The organism is Pseudomonas sp. UME65, from assembly GCF_014170225.1.
GTDB classification, from domain to species: Bacteria; Pseudomonadota; Gammaproteobacteria; order Pseudomonadales; family Pseudomonadaceae; genus Aquipseudomonas; species Aquipseudomonas protegens.
Map to the genome: position 1 here is coordinate 1 of NZ_LZZQ01000003.1, position 16,242 is coordinate 16,242.

Here is a 16,242-nt window from a genome sequence, read left to right on the forward strand (position 1 = left end):
CCCCTACCCCAACGCCCCCCCGTCCGAAGCCCGCCAGCGGGCGCTTCTCATTTGCCCGAAACCCCGCTGTCTGCTAGTGTCGCGCCGGTTTAACGTCAACCGGGATAGCCGCCATGGCCCGCAAAAAAGCTGCCTTAGATTTCGAACAATCCCTCGCCGACCTGCAAACCCTGGTCGAGCGTCTGGAGAACGGCGAGCTGTCGCTGGAAGACTCGTTGACCGCCTTCGAGCAAGGCATCGGCCTGACCCGCGATTGCCAGGCGGCCCTGGCCCAGGCCGAGCAGAAGGTGCAGATCCTCCTGGAGCGCGATGGCGAACTGGCGGAACAGCCCTTCGATGCGGAACAGCCGGAATGATTACCGCCTATCAGGCCTCCAGCCAGGCCCGCGTCGACGCTGCAATGCACACCCTGTTCACCGCCCCTAGCCCCGAACTTGCCCGCCTCTATGAAGCCATGCGCTACAGCGTGATGAATGGCGGCAAGCGCGTGCGCCCGCTGCTGGCCTATGCCGCCTGCGAGGCCCTGGGCGGCAAGCCCGAGCAAGCCAACGGCGCCGCCTGCGCGGTGGAGCTGATCCACGCCTATTCCCTGGTGCACGACGACCTGCCGGCCATGGACGATGACGACCTGCGCCGCGGCCAGCCCACTACCCACAAGGCTTTCGATGAAGCCTGCGCGATCCTCGCCGGCGACGGCCTGCAGAGCCTGGCCTTCAGCGCCCTGCTGGACCCGGCCCTGAGCGACGCCAGCGCCGAGATCCGCCTGCGCATGGTCACCACCCTGGCCCAGGCCGCGGGCCCGGCGGGCATGGTCGGCGGCCAGGCCATCGACCTCGGCTCCGTGGGGCTCAAGCTGGACCAGCAGGCCCTGGAATACATGCATCGGCACAAGACCGGGGCACTGATCGAAGCCAGCGTGATCCTTGGCGCCCTGGCCAGCGGCCGGGCCGAAAAGGGCGAGCTCAAGGCCCTGCAAACCTACGCTCAGGCCATTGGCCTGGCGTTCCAGGTGCAGGACGACATTCTCGATGTCGAAAGCGATACCGCCACCCTGGGCAAGCGCCAGGGCGCCGATATCGCCCGGGACAAGCCGACCTACCCGGCCTTGCTGGGCCTGGCCGCGGCCAAGGAGTACGCCCTGGAACTGCGCGACCAGGCGCTGCATGCCCTGCGTCCGTTTGACGCAGCGGCCGAGCCGCTGCGCGAGCTGGCGCGCTATATCGTCGAACGCCGCAGCTGATCGGCGGTCCGTAGCAGGACCGCATATCGGCCAAGTTCGGCGCTCTGCGTGGGCAGCTTGCGATGCATAAGGTAAACTGCCGCCTCTTTCTATACCTATAACGATTCGCCTGATGCCCACGACGTTTCATGAGATTCCCCGCAAACGCCCGACCACGCCGCTGCTCGACTGCGCCCAGACGCCGGACGGCCTGCGCCGGTTAGGCGAAGCCGAGCTGGAAACCCTGGCCGATGAGTTGCGCCTGGAATTGCTCTACACGGTCGGCCAGACCGGCGGGCACTTCGGTGCCGGCCTCGGAGTCATCGAGCTGACCATCGCGTTGCATTACGTGTTCGACACCCCGGACGACCGGCTGGTGTGGGACGTGGGTCACCAGGCGTATCCGCACAAGATCCTCACCGGGCGCCGTGAGCAGATGGCCAGCCTGCGCCAGAAAGACGGCCTGGCCGCCTTCCCGCGGCGCTCCGAGAGCGAGTACGACACCTTCGGCGTCGGCCACTCCAGTACCTCCATCAGCGCTGCCCTGGGCATGGCCATCGCCGCCCGCCTGCAGAACAGCGAGCGCAAGGCCATCGCCGTGATCGGCGACGGCGCCCTGACCGCGGGCATGGCCTTCGAGGCCCTGAACCACGCACCGGAGGTGGACGCCAACATGCTGGTGATCCTCAACGACAACGACATGTCGATCTCGCGCAATGTCGGCGGGCTGTCCAACTACCTGGCCAAGATTCTCTCCAGCCGTACCTACGCCAGCATGCGCGAAGGCAGCAAGAAAGTGCTGTCGCGCCTGCCCGGGGCCTGGGAAATCGCTCGCCGCACCGAAGAATACGCCAAGGGCATGCTGGTCCCCGGCACCCTGTTCGAAGAACTGGGCTGGAACTACATCGGCCCCATCGACGGCCATGACCTGCCGACCCTGATCGCCACCCTGCGCAACATGCGCGACCTCAAGGGCCCGCAGTTCCTGCATGTGGTGACCAAGAAGGGCAAGGGCTTCGCCCCGGCGGAAGTCGACCCGATCGGCTACCACGCCATCACCAAGCTGGAACCCCTGGACGCCCCGGCGGCCACGCCGAAAAAGGCCGGCGGGCCGAAGTACTCCGGTGTGTTCGGCGAATGGCTGTGCGACATGGCCGCCGCCGACCCGCGCCTGGTGGGCATCACCCCGGCGATGAAGGAAGGTTCGGACCTGGTGGCCTTCAGCGAGCGTTTCCCGCTGCGCTACTTCGACGTGGCAATTGCCGAGCAGCACGCCGTGACCCTGGCGGCCGGCATGGCCTGCGAGGGCGCCAAGCCGGTGGTGGCGATCTATTCGACCTTCCTCCAGCGCGGCTATGACCAGTTGATCCACGATGTGGCGGTACAGAACCTCGACGTGCTGTTCGCCATCGACCGCGCCGGCCTGGTGGGCGAAGACGGCCCGACCCACGCCGGCAGCTTCGACCTCTCCTACCTGCGCTGCATCCCCGGCATGCTGGTGATGACCCCAAGCGACGAGAACGAGCTGCGCAAGATGCTCAGCACCGGGCACCTGTACAACGGCCCTGCGGCCGTGCGCTACCCGCGCGGCACCGGCCCCAACGCGCCGATCGACAAGAGCCTGGAACCGATCGAGATCGGCAAGGGCGTGATCCGCCGCCAGGGCAGGCAAGTGGCCTTGCTGGTGTTCGGCGTGCAACTGGCCGAAGCCCTGCAAGTGGCCGAGAAGCTCGACGCCACGGTGGTCGACATGCGCTTCGTCAAGCCACTGGATGAAGCCCTGGTACGCGAGATCGCCAGCAGCCACGAACTGCTGGTGACCATCGAGGAAAACGCCATCATGGGTGGCGCCGGCGGTGCGGTCAGCGAATACCTGGCACGGGAAAACATCCTCAAGCCGATCCTCCACCTGGGCTTGCCAGACGCCTACGTCGAGCACGCCAAACCGGCGCAGATGCTCGCCGAGTGCGGCCTCGACGAAGCCGGCATCGAGGCCTCGGTGCGCCAGCGCCTGGCGCTGCTGGGCCTGGCTTGATCCACAACGGCCAGCTGTAGCCGCTGTTGCACGCCCGCCATGCGGGCGTCGCTTTTTGGCCTTCACTGTGCAGCCTCTCCCACTCTGCGGCGAAGGCCGAGCCGCGCCAACGGAATAGCCATGAAACTCTCTCGCCTGGCCCTGCCGCTTTGCCTTTTGCCTTGCGCCGAACTCTTTGCCGACACCCCCGACCGCGATCAGGCCCTGAAACTGCCGGAGATGCTGATCAGCGCCAACCGCCAGGTGGAAGCACGCAACGACAGCAGCGCCGCCAACACCGTATTCACCCGGGAAGACATCGACCGCCTGCAACCCGGCAGCCTCACCGACCTGCTGCAGCGGGTGCCGGGGGTGCAGGTAGCCCAGGGCGGCGGGCGCGGCAACCTGCCGAATATCTTCATCCGCGGCACCAACTCGGCCCAGAGCCTGGTGCTGGTGGACGGCCAGCGCATCAGCAGCTCATCGAGCGGCGACAGTAACCTGCAGTTCATCAGTATCGAGCAGATAGAAAGGGTGGAAGTACTGCGTGGCTCGCGCTCAGTGATCTATGGCAGCGACGCCATTGGCGGGGTGATCCAGATCTTCACCCGGCGCGGAGCGGACTCAGGGCTCCATGGGCGCATGCGCGTCGCCGCTGGCAGCAACCAGACCTGGGAGCGCAGCCTGGGACTGTCCGGTGGAGATCAACAGACACGCTTCAGCCTCGGCGCCAACCTGGATGAAACCGCCGGGATCGACTGGACCCACGAATCGTTCCCCAGCGATGCCGACCATGATGGTTACCGCAACAAGTCGTTGAGCTTCACCCTCAGCCATGCGCTGAACGATGACCTGGAGGTAGGCCTCAACCTGCTGGATAACCGTGGTCGCACGCGCTATGACAACCCCTTCGGGCGCTACGACTCAAGCTACGACGTCTTCGCCCAGGATCCTTACACCGATTTCAGTGTCAGCAGCGTCAGCGGCTATCTCGATGCGCACATCAATGATTACTGGACGTCGCGAGTAGAGCTGGGGCATAGCGAGAACCGCGACCTCAAGCGCGACAAACTCAGTGACGAACGAAACGTATTCAATACCTACCGGGACTCGCTGAACTGGCAGAACGATCTGCGCCTGGACGAACACAACAGCCTGATCCTCGGCGCTGACTGGTACGAAGACCGGCTCAATACCAGCCCGACGCGATTTGCCGAAGACAGCCGCTGGAACCGGGCAGCCTTCATTCAGCACCGCTTTCGCGGTGACAGTTTCTCCACCGAGCTGGGTCTGCGCCGCGACCAGAACCAGCAATATGGCAGCCAGAACACCTGGAGCGGCACCTTTACCCTGCCGCTCAACCCGGACAATGACTTGCTGCTCTCCTATAGCGAAGGTTTCCGAGCGCCCAACTTCAGCGACCTGTATTACCCCGGCTTCAGCAACCCCGACCTCAAGCCGGAACACTCCAAGAGCTATGAATTGCAGTGGCGTAACCAACTGACGCAAAGCACTCGCCTGGAGACCTCGATCTTCCGCACCGATATCAAGGACGCAATCATTTATGACCGCATAGCCCAACGCCCGGAAAACGTTGGCGCAGCGAGAATCAACGGTTTCGAAGCGGCCCTGAAACAGGAACTGTTCGGCTGGCAGACCAGCATCGGCACCGCGATCATTGATCCGCGCAATCGCAAGGATGGCCATCAACTGCCGCGCCGTGCCCGCCGCACCTTGAATCTGGATCTAGACCGGCAGTTCGACCAATTGGCGCTAGGTGCCAGCTGGCAACTGGTGAGCAAGAGCCGTGAGGACTTGAGCACGAAAAAGCAGGTCCCGATTGGCGGCTACGGCCTGCTCGGACTGCGAAGCAGTTGGGCGATCAATCAGGAAGTGAAGCTGGACCTGAAACTCGACAACATCTTCGACAAGTCCTATAGCCGCGCGCTCTACGAGTACAACGGCAACAACCATGGCTACCGCAGCGAAGGCCGTACCTGGATGCTCGGCGTGACCTGGACACCTGAGCTGTAAGGTCCGCCGCCTTCGCCGACAAGCCGGCTCCTACAGGCCCCCGAGGGCAAGGTCTGCCGGCGAAGGGGCTCAGCGCTCAGGTGCGATCAAGGCACAGAGCCTGGCCGTCGCGGCAATCATCTGCCCGCTGGGCCGCTCCAGGCCCTTGTCCCTTACCAGCAGCAACCGCCCCTGCTGCACCGCCGCGATCTGCGGCCAGGCCTTCCAGGCATCCAGCTGCCCCTGGGCGGTGGCCAGGATCGCCTGCGGATTGCGCTGCAACACCGATTCGATACTGACCTGGGGCGCCGGCAGGTGCTGGTCGGCAAACACGTTGCGCGCGCCGCAGACGCTCAAGGCGTCGCTGATGATCTGCCCACCGCCCACGGTGTACAGCGGCTGGTCCCAGACCTGATAGAACACCGGCAACGCCGGTTCGCGGTGATAGCGGACGCGCAATGCAGCCAGTTGCCCGTTCAACTCGGCGGCCAGCTCGCGGCCGGCCGTCGGGCGACCCAGGCGCTCGCCGATCTCGGCAATCTGCGCGGTCAGTTGCGGGAAGTCATGGGGTTCGGCAACCAGGGTGGGAATCCCCAGGCGCGCCAGCTGATCGCGCTGGGCCGGGCCGACACTGCCCGGCCAGAGCAACAGCAAATCAGGTTTGAGGCTCAGCAGGCGCTCGATATCCAGCTGGCCGTAGCGCCCCACCGAAGGCAGGTCCTTGAGCGGCGCGGGCCGTTCACCGGCATCCAGCACGCCCACCAGCAGCTCGGCGGCGCCTAGCTCTACAACGATTTCCGAGAGCGATGGCGCAAGACTCACCACCCGCTGCGCCGCCAGCGCCGAAACACTGGCCAGCAGGCACAGGACCGCCAGCCAGCGAAGCATCAGCCCAGTTGACGCGGAATGCGATAGAGGTAGAACAGCACCGCCGTGGACACCGCCAGAAGCATCAGCGGCACCGCTTCCAGGCCGACGAACACCGCCAGGGTACCGATCCAGGCCGGCAGCGACGCCGCCAGGAACGCCACCCGCCGGCTGGCCGCAAGGTTGATCCAGGCCGCCGGTTCCTCGGGAGTGTCCAGGGCTTTCTGGGTGGCGATCAGGGCGTGCTTGTAGCCGCCGAAGAAGCGCAGGCTGACGAACATCGATGCCACCCCGGCAATGAAGAACGGCATCGCCAGCACCGGCAGGATGGGCTCGCCCTGGCCGAACAGCGCGTTGATCACGAACAACGGCAACAGGCCCAGGGCCAGGTATTGCCACCAACTGACGGTCAGGCGCCGCTTGACTTGGCCCCGGGTCACGCGCGGTCGACCTCGCCCTGATGCTCGTTGCCCATCATGTGGTCGAGCTTGCTGGCCTTGGTCGCCAGGTAGAGTTTGTTGTGCGGGTTATGGCCGGTGTGCAGCGGTACGCGCTCGGCGACCTGGATCCCCATCTCGGTCAAGGCCTTGACCTTGCGCGGGTTGTTGGTCATCAGGCGCAGGGACTTGACCCCCAGGTGCTCCAGCATCGGCAGGCACATGGCGTAGTCGCGCTGGTCGGCGGCAAAGCCCAGGCGTTCGTTGGCCTCCACGGTGTCGGCGCCACCGTCCTGCAGTTCGTAGGCGCGGATCTTGTTCAAGAGGCCGATACCCCGGCCTTCCTGGCGCAAGTACAGCAACACCCCACGACCTTCGCGGGCAATGGCCTGCAGGGCGGCTTCCAGTTGCGAGCCGCAGTCGCAACGCTGGCTGAACAGTGCATCGCCGGTCAGGCACTCGGAGTGCAGGCGGCCGAGAACCGGAGCGCCGTCGGCGATATCGCCCAGGCTGAGCACCACATGCTCGCGGCCGGTAGCTTCATCGAGAAAACCATGCATGGTGAATTGCGCAAAAGGCGTAGGCAGCTTGCAAGCAGCAACAAAAACGACGGGCACTGTTGTGCTCCTGATCTGTATGAGGACTGGAGATTCGCAGAGGCGGCATTGTAACAGCAGCCTCCACTGGACGCTTAGGCTGAATTATCGGAGATAAAGATCGATAAGTTTGATCAACGCACCGCCGGCTAAGGGCTCCCGTCAAAGGGATAAGGCTGTTTCCAGCGCTCGAAGATCGGCCGCAAACGCCCGGTGCTCACCAGCTGTGCCATGCGCTGGTCGTACAGTTCGCGCATTTCCCGCCCGCGCGGGTTGCTGGCGAACCCCAGGTACAGCGGCAGCTCGGTCAGATGGGTACGCTTGAACTGGCTCGGATCGGAGGCCTGCCCCAGCACGTAGTCGATCTCGGTCTGGGCATCGATGTAATAGTCGGCGCGGCTGTACAGCAGCATCGGCAGGATGCCGATGCGCCGGCGGATCTCGTTGTAGCGACGGATATTGGGCAGGTAGTCCTGGTACTTGTAGCCGCGCACCCAGACCAGTCGGTAACTGGCGATAGTCGCCAGGCTCAACTCGGGGTTGCTGGCCAGTCCCAGGGCGTAGATGTGATCGGTGTCGTAGTTCCAGTGGGGGTAAAGCACACCCGGCGACTCATCACGGTAGGCACCCATGTGGGCGTCCACTTCGCCGCGCTGTACCAGCCCGACCGAACGGGTATAGGGCACGCTGCAACGTTCGATGGTCACACCCTGCGGCTCGAAGACTTCGCGCAGGATGTCCCAGCCCAGCCCCTCGCCGTTGGCTTCGGTGTAATCGCTCCAGACCTCGCTGGCGATGCGAATGTGCCTGGGCTGCGCCTGCGGCTCCGCGGCCCGGACGCTGCAACAGCTCAAGGCAACCAGCAATACCAGCAGCGCGCGGCACACACCCATGCCTATTTCCTCAGCTGAAGCACCACACCAGCCCTTGCATCGCCAGCCAGGCAAACACCCCGGCGAGGACGTCGTCGAGCATGATGCCGACGCCGCCATGCACATGCCGGTCGATCCAGCGAATCGGCCAGGGCTTGAGAATGTCGAAGAAGCGGAACATCAGGAAACCTGCCAGCAGCCAGTACCAGCCTTCGGGCACCAGCCACAGGGTGATCCACATGCCGACCATTTCATCCCAGACGATGCCTTCGTGGTCATGCACCCGCAGATCGTCGGCCACCTTGCCGCACAGCCAGAAGCCGAACAGCATGGTGATGCCGAGCATCAGCCAGTAGCCCCAGTCCGGCAACATCTGCCACAGCGGGATAAAGGGTAGCGCAACCAGCGAACCCCAGGTGCCCGGCGCCTTGGGCAAGGTGCCGGAACCAAAGCCGAAGGCCAGGAAATGCCAGGGGTTGCGCCACACCGACGGCGGTACGAACTCCGCCGGGACCTGTTTGGGATGATCTGTCACTGTGTCTCCGGAAAGTGTTGATAACCCCGGGTGCCGGGGGTGATGTCCTGCCCATCGGCATCCAGCAGGGTCACCCCCTGCCCGGCCACCACTCGCCCGACCACCCGCACTGGCCAGCCGGCCGTCAGTAGCGGCGCCAGTTCGGCCGGTGGCAGGGTGAAGGCCAGGACGTAGTCGTCACCGCCACTCAGGGCCGCGGCGCGAGCGCCCTGCTGGCCGAGAAAGCCCAGCAGCGCCGGCGACAGCGGCAGCTTCTCGACCTCGACCTGCAAACCAACCGCCGAGGCCGTGGCGATATGGCCGCAGTCGGCCAGCAAGCCATCGGAGATGTCCAGCGCCGCTGTGGCCTTGCCCCGCAGCGCCTGGCCCAGGGCCAGTTGCGGTTGCGGCGACCAGTAATGGGCCAGCAGTGGCTCAGCCAGCGCCGGCTCGGCGCTGCGCTGGCCCAGAACCAGCGGCAAGGCGCCGGCGGCGTTGCCCAGGTCACCGCCGACGCACAGCAGATCGCCTGCCCGAGCACCGCTGCGGGTCAGGGCCAGGCCGGCAGGTACCCGGCCGAATACCGTCAGGGTCAGGGTCAAGGGGCCGCGGGTGGTATCGCCACCGATCAGGCGCACCCCGCAGTTCTGCGCCATGGCATTCAAGCCTTGGGCATAGGCCTGCAGCCAATCGGTGCTTACCGTCGGCAGGGTCAGGGCAAGGGTAAAGGCCAGTGGCGTGGCGCCCATGGCGGCCAGGTCGCTGACAGCCACCGCCAGGGAGCGTTGGCCAAGAAGAAAGGGCTCGCAGGGATCGGCGAAATGCACACCGGCCACCAGGGTGTCGGTGGAAATCGCCAACTGCTCGCCAGGGGCAACTGCCAGCAAGGCGCAGTCGTCGCCGATCCCCAGGGCAACACCCTCGCCGCCCTGCGCACAAGGCGCGGCAGCGAAGAAGTTACGGATCAGCTCAAACTCGCCCATGGCAGCTGCAAGCGCGGTTCAGCGCTTGAACGCCTTCACTTCAGCTTCGCGCAGGCGTGGGGCCAGCTTGTCGAGTACGCCATTGACGAACTTGTGGCCATCGGTGGAACCGAAGACCTTGGCCAGTTCGATACCTTCGTTGATCACAACGCGGTACGGCACGTCGACGCGCTTGAGCAGTTCCCAGGTGGACAGGCGCAGAACCGCCAGCTCCACAGGGTCCAGCTCATCGATGGCCAGGTCCAGGCAAGGCACGAGCGCGGTGTCGATCTCGTTCTTGTTGGCCGGAACCCCGTGCAGGATTTCACGGAAGTAGGCGCCATCGATGTCAGTGAAATCGTTGTCGACCCGGAACTGCGCTTCGATCTCGTTCAGCGAATGCTTGGCCATGTGCCATTGATACAGCGCCTGGGTCGCGAGCTGACGGGCTTCGCGACGCTTGGCGCTCTTGGATGGCTTGCCGGCATTGGCAGGCTTGGGATCGCGCGGGTTGAAACGATCGCTATCGTCGCTAATCACTTGGCCTCCAACTGCGCCAGCAGGCTGACCATTTCCAGGGCGGACAGGGCAGCTTCAGCACCTTTGTTGCCGGCCTTGGTGCCGGAACGCTCGATGGCTTGTTCGATCGAGTCAACGGTCAGCACGCCGAAGGCCACTGGCACGCCGAACTCCATGGACACCTGGGCCAGGCCCTTGGTGCACTCGCCAGCCACGTATTCGAAGTGCGGAGTACCGCCACGAATGACCGCGCCCAGGGCGACGATTGCCGCGAACTCACCCTTTTGTGCCACTTTCTGTGCAACCAACGGAATTTCGAAGGCGCCAGGAGCACGGATGATGGTGATGTCGCTTTCGCTCACGCCGTGGCGAACCAGGGCGTCAACCGCGCCGCTGACCAGGCTTTCGACGACGAAGCTGTTGAAACGGCCGACCACCAGGGCATAGCGGCCTTTAGGGGCGATGAAGGTACCTTCGATGGTCTTCAGGGTCATTCGACAAATCTCTTAAAGAGCCAGAGCGTGTCTAGTACACGCTCTTCAGTGATATTTGAACCGCGAATAGGCTGCCGGAAACAGGCGGCTTTTATTCGGAGGGCACGTATTCTACAACTTCCAGGTCGAAACCGGATATCGCATTAAACTTCATCGGCGCACTCATCAGGCGCATTTTGCGTACGCCCAGGTCGCGCAGGATCTGCGAACCGGCACCGACGATGCTGTAGGTGGTGGGCTTCTTCGCCGGCTGGTGCTCCGCGGTTTCACGGATATGTGCCAGCAGCACGTCGCCATCCAGCGGGTGCCCGAGCAACAGCACCACGCCACTGCCGGCCTCGGCCACCGTGGCCATGGCCGCCCGCAGGCTCCAGCGGCCCGGTTGCTTGACCATCAGCAGGTCGCGCAGCGGATCCATGTTGTGCACCCGTACCAGGGTCGGCTCTTCAGCGCAGATCTCGCCCAGGGTCAGGGCCATGTGCACGTCGCCTTCCACGGAATCACGATAGGTCACCAGGTTGAACTGGCCCAGTTCGCTATCCAGCGGCTGCTCGGCAATCCGCTGAACGGTACGTTCGTGGATCATCCGGTAGTGGATCAGGTCGGCAATGGTGCCGATCTTGATGTTGTGCTCGGCGGCGAAGGCTTCCAGTTCGGTGCGACGGGACATGGTGCCGTCGTCGTTCATCACTTCGCAGATCACCCCGCTGGGCTCGAAACCGGCCATGCGCGCCAGGTCGCAGGCGGCCTCGGTGTGGCCAGCGCGGGCCAGGGTGCCGCCGGGCTGGGCCATCAGCGGGAAGATGTGGCCCGGGCTGACGATGTCCTCGGCCTTGGCGTCCTTGGCAGCGGCGGCCTGCACGGTACGGGCGCGGTCAGCGGCGGAGATGCCGGTGGTCACGCCTTCGGTGGCCTCGATGGAGACGGTGAACTTGGTGCCAAACCCCGAACCGTTGCGCGGCGCCATCAGCGGCAGCTTGAGCAGCTCGCAGCGCTCGCGGCTCATGGGCATGCAGATCAGGCCGCGGGCGTGCTTGGCCATGAAGTTGATGTGTTCGGCCTTGCAGCACTCGGCGGCCATGATCAGGTCGCCTTCGTTCTCGCGGTCTTCGTCATCCATGAGGATGACCATCTTGCCTTGGCGGATGTCTTCAACCAGTTCTTCGATGCTGTTGAGCGCCACTCGGCACCCCCTTGAGTCAGGATTTGAGATAGCCGTTAGCGGCCAGAAAACTTTCGGTAATGGTGCCGCCCGTGGCCTCGGCCGCCTTGTCGCCCAGCAGCAGGCGCTCCAGGTAGCGCGCCAGCAGGTCCACCTCAAGGTTGACCTGCCGACCCGGCCGGTAGTCGGCCATGATGGTTTCCGCCAGGGTGTGGGGAACGATGGTCAGCTCGAACTCGGCGCCATTGACCGCGTTGACCGTCAGGCTGGTGCCGTCGACGGTGATCGAGCCTTTATGGGCGATGTACTTGGCCAGCTCTTTCGGTGCGCGGATGCGGAACTGGATGGCCCGGGCATTTTCTTCCCGCGCCACCACTTCACCGACGCCGTCGACATGGCCACTGACCAGGTGACCGCCCAGGCGGGTGGTCGGGGTCAGGGCTTTCTCCAGGTTCACCCGGCTGCCGGCCTTCAACTGATGAAAAGCGGTGCAGTCCAGGGTTTCACGGCTGACATCGGCCCAGAAACCATCGCCAGGCAGTTCAACAGCGGTCAGGCAGACGCCGTTCACCGCGATGCTGTCGCCCAGTTTGACGTCGGCCAGATCAAGCTTGCCGGTTTCTACATAGACCCGCACATCTCCGCCTTTTGGGGTCAATGCGCGAATGCTGCCGATGGATTCGATGATGCCGGTGAACATGGAGTCCTCCTCGAGAACAGGGCCGCCGGGTAGGCGAAAGTCGGGAATTATACGCTCGCTGGCGGGGCCGGGATGGCAGTGACTCGCCAGTCATCGCCCACCGCACGCATTTCTATGATCTTCAGCAATGGCGCCTGGCTCATCTGCGCCAGCGGCCAGTCCAGCAACGGCCGCGCAGAGGAACCGAGGAACTTGCCGGCGACGAATATCTGGTACTCGTCCACCAGGCCCTGCTGGGCAAAGGCCCCGGCTAGGCGTGGGCCGGCTTCCACCAGCACTTCGTTGACCCCACGGGCCGCCAGCTCCAACAGCAGGCGACGCAGATCCACCTGGCCATCGGGGCCGGGAACAATCAGGCATTCCGGGCCGTTGGCGTATTGCTCTTCCACCGCCGCACAAGTGGCAACCAACGCTGGGCCGGCCTTGAAGAATGGCGCATCCAGAGGCACCCGCAGGCGGCCGTCGATCAGCACCCGCAACGGCGGCCGGCTCATGGCCAGGGCGGTCTGCTCGGCATCCAGGCCCAGTTCGGCGGCGCGCACGGTCAGCCGCGCGTCGTCCGCCAGCACTGTGTCGGCGCCGGTCAGTACCACGCTGGACTCGGCCCGCAGGCGCTGCACTGCAGAGCGCGCCGCAGGGCCAGTGATCCACTGGCTCTCGCCACTGGCCATGGCGGTGCGGCCATCCAGGCTCATGGCCAGCTTGACCCGCACATAAGGCAAGCCGTGCTCCATGCGTTTCAGAAAGCCTTTATTGATCGCCCGCGCCTCGCCTTCCAGCACACCGCCATGGGTGTCGATGCCGGCCTGGGCCAGGCGCTGCAAGCCACGGCCGGCCACTTCCGGGTTGGGGTCCTGCATGGCCGCGACCACCCGTGCCACACCGGCATTCACCAGGGCGTCGGCGCAGGGCGGCGTACGCCCGTGATGGCTGCAGGGTTCGAGGGTCACATAGGCGGTGGCGCCACGGGCCAGTTCACCGGCCGCGCGCAGGGCATGCACCTCGGCATGGGGCTCGCCGGCCCGCACGTGCCAGCCCTCGCCCACTACCTGGCCGTCGCGCACGATGACGCAGCCGACACGTGGGTTGGGATGGGTGGAGTAGCGACCCTTGCGCGCCAGTTCCAGAGCACGGGCCATGTAGTGGGCGTCGAGGACCGCTTGCTCGGCAGGCTGGCTCATTGCTTGGCCGGCTCACGGGCGAGACGGTCGATCTCTTCGCGGAATTCGTTGAGGTCCTGGAAACGGCGATAGACCGAGGCGAAGCGGATGTAGGCGACTTCATCGAGTTTTTGCAGCTCGGTCATCACCAGCTCACCCACGACCAGCGACTTGACCTCGCGCTCGCCGGTGGCGCGCAGCTTGTGCTTGATGTGCACCAGCGCCGCCTCCAGACGCTCGACACTCACCGGGCGTTTTTCCAGGGCGCGCTGCATACCGGCGCGCAGTTTTTCTTCGTCGAAGGGCTGACGGCTGCCGTCAGTCTTGATCAGGCGCGGCATCACCAGTTCGGCGGTTTCGAAGGTGGTGAAACGTTCACCACAGGCGAGGCATTCACGCCGGCGGCGCACCTGTTCGCCCTCGGCGACCAGACGCGAGTCGATGACCTTGGTGTCGTTGGCACCGCAGAAGGGACAGTGCATGGTGGCAGGCAACAAAAAAAGGGAGGGCCATGGTAGCGCATCCCACTGGCAAGACAAGCCATAGCCTTTACGGTATACAGACCGACTATTATGTTTCGCACACGGAAATTCGCCTTGTTGGAGCTTCAGATGCCGCTCAGACCGCTCGTTCTGCTCAGTCTTGTCAGCCTGTTGGTCGCTTGCAGCAGCGATGCGCCAAAAACCGCGGCCCCCTCCACTTCACAGCAGCAGGCGGTGAAAAAAAATCAGGAACCGGCCGATCCAGGCCCCTTGCCGGCCTACCAGCGCGAGTTGAGTGGCACCCTCGAGGGCGTACCGGCCGGCGCCGACGTCGAGCTGGCCCTGCTGGTGATCGATGAGCGCGGCCGTCCGCAACGCCTGCTGGCCAGCAGCAACCTGAGCGGCACCAGCCAGGCCCTGCCGTTCCGCCTGCGCTTTGCCACCGAAGCCTTTCCGGCCGGCGCCCGGGTCGAACTGCGCGGCCGCGCCAGCCAGTCCGGCCAATTGATCCTGCACCTGCCGGCCCAACGCATCGACCAACCCACCAGCCAGGCCCTGGGCCAACTGCAATTTGTCAAAGCCCCATGAATGTCCCGCTCGACCTGCAAGCTGCCCTCAGCGAACTGCTGGGGGACGCGCGACTGGTAGCCTGCGAGCTGCCCGATACCACGCTGAAACTCTGGCTGATCGACGCCGACAACATGGACCGCGCCTTCACCCCGGAAGAAACCCGGCGCATCCTCCACGAGCCGCCCTACTGGAGCTTCTGCTGGGCCAGCGGCCTGGCCCTGGCGCGCTACCTGGCCGAGCAGCCGCATTGGGTCGCGGGCAAGCGGGTGCTGGATTTCGGTGCCGGTTCCGGCGTGGCGGCGATTGCCGCGGCCAAGGCCGGGGCCCGGGAAGTGGTGGCCTGTGACCTTGACCCGCTGGCCATTGCCGCCTGCCGGGCGAATGCCCGACTCAATGGCGTCGAGCTGAGCTATTCCATGGATTTCTTCGCCGAGGCCGACCGCTTCGACCTGATCCTGGTGGCGGACGTGCTCTACGACCGGGCCAACCTGCCGCTGTTGGACCAGTTCCTCAGCCGTGGCCGCCAGGCCCTGGTGGCGGATTCCCGCGTACGGGACTTCCAGCACCCGCTCTATCAGCGCCTGGAAATGCTCAATGCCCTCACCCTGCCCGACCTGGCCGAACCCTGGGAATTTCGCAACGTGAGCCTCTATCACGCACAGCGGCGATAGCGATTTTCAGCCTCCCGGCCAGCCTTTATAGTGGTTCCATTCCCGCTTATTCGAGATACCCCATGAGTCAGGAAACGCCCTACATCTTCGACGCCCGCACCGCTGATTTCGACCAGTCGGTGATCGAGAACTCCTTTCACAAGCCGGTCCTGGTGGACTTCTGGGCCGAGTGGTGTGCGCCCTGCAAGGCGCTGATGCCGATGCTGCAGCAAATTGCCGAGAGCTATCAGGGCGAACTGCTGCTGGCCAAGGTCAACTGCGACATCGAGCAGGACATCGTCGCCCGCTTTGGCATCCGCAGCCTGCCCACCGTGGTGCTGTTCAAGGACGGCCAGCCCGTAGACGGCTTTGCCGGTGCGCAACCGGAATCCGCGGTGCGGGCCATGCTCGAACCCCATGTGCAGATGCCGCCACCGCCGGCCGCCGATCCGCTGGAACAGGCCGAAGCCCTGTTTGCCGAAGGTCGTATCGGCGATGCCGAGGCCCTGCTCAAGGTGCTGCTGGGCGAAGACAACAGCAACGCCAAGGCGCTGATCCTCTACGCCCGCTGCCTGGCCGAGCGTGGCGAGCTGGGTGAAGCCCAGACCGTGCTCGACGCGGTCAAGAGCGATGAGCACAAGGCGGCCCTGGCCGGAGCCAAGGCGCAGATCACCTTCCTCAAGCAGGCCGCGGACCTGCCGGACGCCGCCGAGCTCAAGGCGCGCCTGGCCAAGGACCCGCAGGACGATGAAGCGCTGTACCAACTGGCGATCCAGCAACTGGCGCGCCAGCAATATGAAGCGGCGCTCGAAGCCCTGCTCAAGCTGTTCATGCGCAACCGCAGCTACAACGAAGGCATCGCCCACAAGACCCTGCTGCAAGTCTTCGACCTGCTGGGCAACGACCACCCGCTGGTGACCGCCTACCGCCGCAAGCTGTTCGCCGCCCTGTACTGAGCCGGCTGGTGCAGGAGCTGGCTTGCCAGCGAAAGCGTTCTGACAGGCCGAACGC

At 64.8% G+C, this 16,242-nt stretch carries 19 protein-coding genes; 7 read left to right on the plus strand and 12 right to left on the minus strand.

What is annotated here, in order from left to right; translation table 11 throughout:
• The first annotated feature begins 113 nt into the window (after positions 1 to 113).
• From A9971_RS00525 to A9971_RS00540, 4 genes are all read left to right on the plus strand, one after another.
• Positions 114 to 356, plus strand: a complete 243-nt coding sequence (locus A9971_RS00525) for an exodeoxyribonuclease VII small subunit (protein ID WP_011063724.1) — start codon at positions 114 to 116, stop codon at positions 354 to 356.
• Positions 353 to 1,240, plus strand: coding sequence for a (2E,6E)-farnesyl diphosphate synthase (ispA, locus tag A9971_RS00530; protein ID WP_011063725.1), 888 nt, complete (start codon positions 353 to 355; stop codon positions 1,238 to 1,240). The genes A9971_RS00525 and ispA overlap by 4 nt, the downstream gene beginning before the upstream one ends.
• 112 nt (positions 1,241 to 1,352) lie before the next feature.
• Positions 1,353 to 3,254, plus strand: coding sequence for a 1-deoxy-D-xylulose-5-phosphate synthase (gene dxs / locus A9971_RS00535; protein WP_183001549.1), 1,902 nt, complete (start codon positions 1,353 to 1,355; stop codon positions 3,252 to 3,254).
• 120 nt (positions 3,255 to 3,374) lie between these two features.
• Positions 3,375 to 5,267 (plus strand): TonB-dependent siderophore receptor, encoded by a 1,893-nt coding sequence (locus tag A9971_RS00540; RefSeq protein ID WP_183001550.1) that lies wholly within the window; start codon positions 3,375 to 3,377, stop codon positions 5,265 to 5,267.
• A gap of 69 nt (positions 5,268 to 5,336) precedes the next feature.
• On the opposite strand, the gene A9971_RS00545 is transcribed toward A9971_RS00540, so the two are convergent.
• From A9971_RS00545 to nrdR, 12 genes are all read right to left on the minus strand, one after another.
• Entirely contained in the window at positions 5,337 to 6,134 is a 798-nt protein-coding gene (locus A9971_RS00545; protein ID WP_183001551.1) for a cobalamin-binding protein, read from the minus strand.
• On the minus strand, positions 6,134 to 6,553 hold the full coding sequence (locus A9971_RS00550) for a hypothetical protein (protein ID WP_011063729.1): 420 nt from the start codon (positions 6,551 to 6,553) through the stop codon (positions 6,134 to 6,136). The genes A9971_RS00545 and A9971_RS00550 overlap by 1 nt, the downstream gene beginning before the upstream one ends.
• Positions 6,550 to 7,167, minus strand: a complete 618-nt coding sequence (gene ribA / locus A9971_RS00555) for a GTP cyclohydrolase II (RefSeq protein ID WP_011063730.1) — start codon at positions 7,165 to 7,167, stop codon at positions 6,550 to 6,552. Before ribA ends, A9971_RS00550 begins: the two co-directional genes overlap by 4 nt.
• Before the next feature lie 128 nt (positions 7,168 to 7,295).
• Complete coding sequence (locus A9971_RS00560) at positions 7,296 to 8,039, minus strand: ABC transporter substrate-binding protein (protein ID WP_161467296.1); 744 nt, start codon at positions 8,037 to 8,039, stop codon at positions 7,296 to 7,298.
• A 10-nt stretch (positions 8,040 to 8,049) separates the two neighbouring features.
• Positions 8,050 to 8,553 (minus strand): phosphatidylglycerophosphatase A, encoded by a 504-nt coding sequence (locus A9971_RS00565; RefSeq protein WP_011063732.1) that lies wholly within the window; start codon positions 8,551 to 8,553, stop codon positions 8,050 to 8,052.
• Positions 8,550 to 9,515, minus strand: coding sequence for a thiamine-phosphate kinase (thiL, locus tag A9971_RS00570; RefSeq protein WP_011063733.1), 966 nt, complete (start codon positions 9,513 to 9,515; stop codon positions 8,550 to 8,552). Before thiL ends, A9971_RS00565 begins: the two co-directional genes overlap by 4 nt.
• An 18-nt stretch (positions 9,516 to 9,533) precedes the next feature.
• A complete protein-coding gene (gene nusB / locus A9971_RS00575; protein ID WP_011063734.1) occupies positions 9,534 to 10,034 on the minus strand; it encodes a transcription antitermination factor NusB in 501 nt (166 codons plus the stop codon).
• Positions 10,031 to 10,507, minus strand: a complete 477-nt coding sequence (gene ribE / locus A9971_RS00580) for a 6,7-dimethyl-8-ribityllumazine synthase (protein ID WP_011063735.1) — start codon at positions 10,505 to 10,507, stop codon at positions 10,031 to 10,033. Before ribE ends, nusB begins: the two co-directional genes overlap by 4 nt.
• A gap of 91 nt (positions 10,508 to 10,598) precedes the next feature.
• Positions 10,599 to 11,690 carry a bifunctional 3,4-dihydroxy-2-butanone-4-phosphate synthase/GTP cyclohydrolase II gene (ribBA, locus tag A9971_RS00585; protein WP_011063736.1) on the minus strand — a complete coding sequence of 364 codons (1,092 nt, stop codon included), beginning with the start codon at positions 11,688 to 11,690 and terminating at the stop codon, positions 10,599 to 10,601.
• Between the two features lie 16 nt (positions 11,691 to 11,706).
• Positions 11,707 to 12,369: a riboflavin synthase gene (locus A9971_RS00590; RefSeq protein WP_011063737.1), complete on the minus strand. Its 663-nt coding sequence runs from the start codon at positions 12,367 to 12,369 to the stop codon at positions 11,707 to 11,709.
• Between the two features lie 47 nt (positions 12,370 to 12,416).
• Positions 12,417 to 13,550 (minus strand): bifunctional diaminohydroxyphosphoribosylaminopyrimidine deaminase/5-amino-6-(5-phosphoribosylamino)uracil reductase RibD, encoded by a 1,134-nt coding sequence (gene ribD / locus A9971_RS00595; RefSeq protein ID WP_072444894.1) that lies wholly within the window; start codon positions 13,548 to 13,550, stop codon positions 12,417 to 12,419.
• Positions 13,547 to 14,011, minus strand: a complete 465-nt coding sequence (gene nrdR, locus A9971_RS00600) for a transcriptional regulator NrdR (protein ID WP_019095943.1) — start codon at positions 14,009 to 14,011, stop codon at positions 13,547 to 13,549. The genes ribD and nrdR overlap by 4 nt, the downstream gene beginning before the upstream one ends.
• Before the next feature lie 129 nt (positions 14,012 to 14,140).
• Between nrdR and A9971_RS00605 the strand changes: the two genes are divergently transcribed.
• From A9971_RS00605 to trxA, 3 genes are all read left to right on the plus strand, one after another.
• Positions 14,141 to 14,599: a hypothetical protein gene (locus A9971_RS00605; RefSeq protein ID WP_011063740.1), complete on the plus strand. Its 459-nt coding sequence runs from the start codon at positions 14,141 to 14,143 to the stop codon at positions 14,597 to 14,599.
• Positions 14,596 to 15,252: a methyltransferase gene (locus tag A9971_RS00610; RefSeq protein WP_053154128.1), complete on the plus strand. Its 657-nt coding sequence runs from the start codon at positions 14,596 to 14,598 to the stop codon at positions 15,250 to 15,252. Before A9971_RS00605 ends, A9971_RS00610 begins: the two co-directional genes overlap by 4 nt.
• Positions 15,253 to 15,314: 62 nt before the next feature.
• On the plus strand, positions 15,315 to 16,187 hold the full coding sequence (trxA, locus tag A9971_RS00615; protein ID WP_011063742.1) for a thioredoxin: 873 nt from the start codon (positions 15,315 to 15,317) through the stop codon (positions 16,185 to 16,187).
• Positions 16,188 to 16,242 lie beyond the last annotated feature (55 nt).

Coding starts and splice junctions, on each gene's coding strand:
- A9971_RS00590 (WP_011063737.1), bottom strand. CDS start 12,369: ATGTTCACCGGCATCATCGAATCCATCGGCAGCATTCGCGCATTGACC.
- ribE (WP_011063735.1), bottom strand. CDS start 10,507: ATGACCCTGAAGACCATCGAAGGTACCTTCATCGCCCCTAAAGGCCGC.
- A9971_RS00545 (WP_183001551.1), bottom strand. CDS start 6,134: ATGCTTCGCTGGCTGGCGGTCCTGTGCCTGCTGGCCAGTGTTTCGGCG.
- thiL (WP_011063733.1), bottom strand. CDS start 9,515: ATGGGCGAGTTTGAGCTGATCCGTAACTTCTTCGCTGCCGCGCCTTGT.
- ribD (WP_072444894.1), bottom strand. CDS start 13,550: ATGAGCCAGCCTGCCGAGCAAGCGGTCCTCGACGCCCACTACATGGCC.
- A9971_RS00540 (WP_183001550.1), top strand. CDS start 3,375: ATGAAACTCTCTCGCCTGGCCCTGCCGCTTTGCCTTTTGCCTTGCGCC.
- A9971_RS00525 (WP_011063724.1), top strand. CDS start 114: ATGGCCCGCAAAAAAGCTGCCTTAGATTTCGAACAATCCCTCGCCGAC.
- A9971_RS00610 (WP_053154128.1), top strand. CDS start 14,596: ATGAATGTCCCGCTCGACCTGCAAGCTGCCCTCAGCGAACTGCTGGGG.
- nrdR (WP_019095943.1), bottom strand. CDS start 14,011: ATGCACTGTCCCTTCTGCGGTGCCAACGACACCAAGGTCATCGACTCG.
- A9971_RS00560 (WP_161467296.1), bottom strand. CDS start 8,039: ATGGGTGTGTGCCGCGCGCTGCTGGTATTGCTGGTTGCCTTGAGCTGT.
- A9971_RS00605 (WP_011063740.1), top strand. CDS start 14,141: ATGCCGCTCAGACCGCTCGTTCTGCTCAGTCTTGTCAGCCTGTTGGTC.
- ispA (WP_011063725.1), top strand. CDS start 353: ATGATTACCGCCTATCAGGCCTCCAGCCAGGCCCGCGTCGACGCTGCA.
- dxs (WP_183001549.1), top strand. CDS start 1,353: ATGCCCACGACGTTTCATGAGATTCCCCGCAAACGCCCGACCACGCCG.
- trxA (WP_011063742.1), top strand. CDS start 15,315: ATGAGTCAGGAAACGCCCTACATCTTCGACGCCCGCACCGCTGATTTC.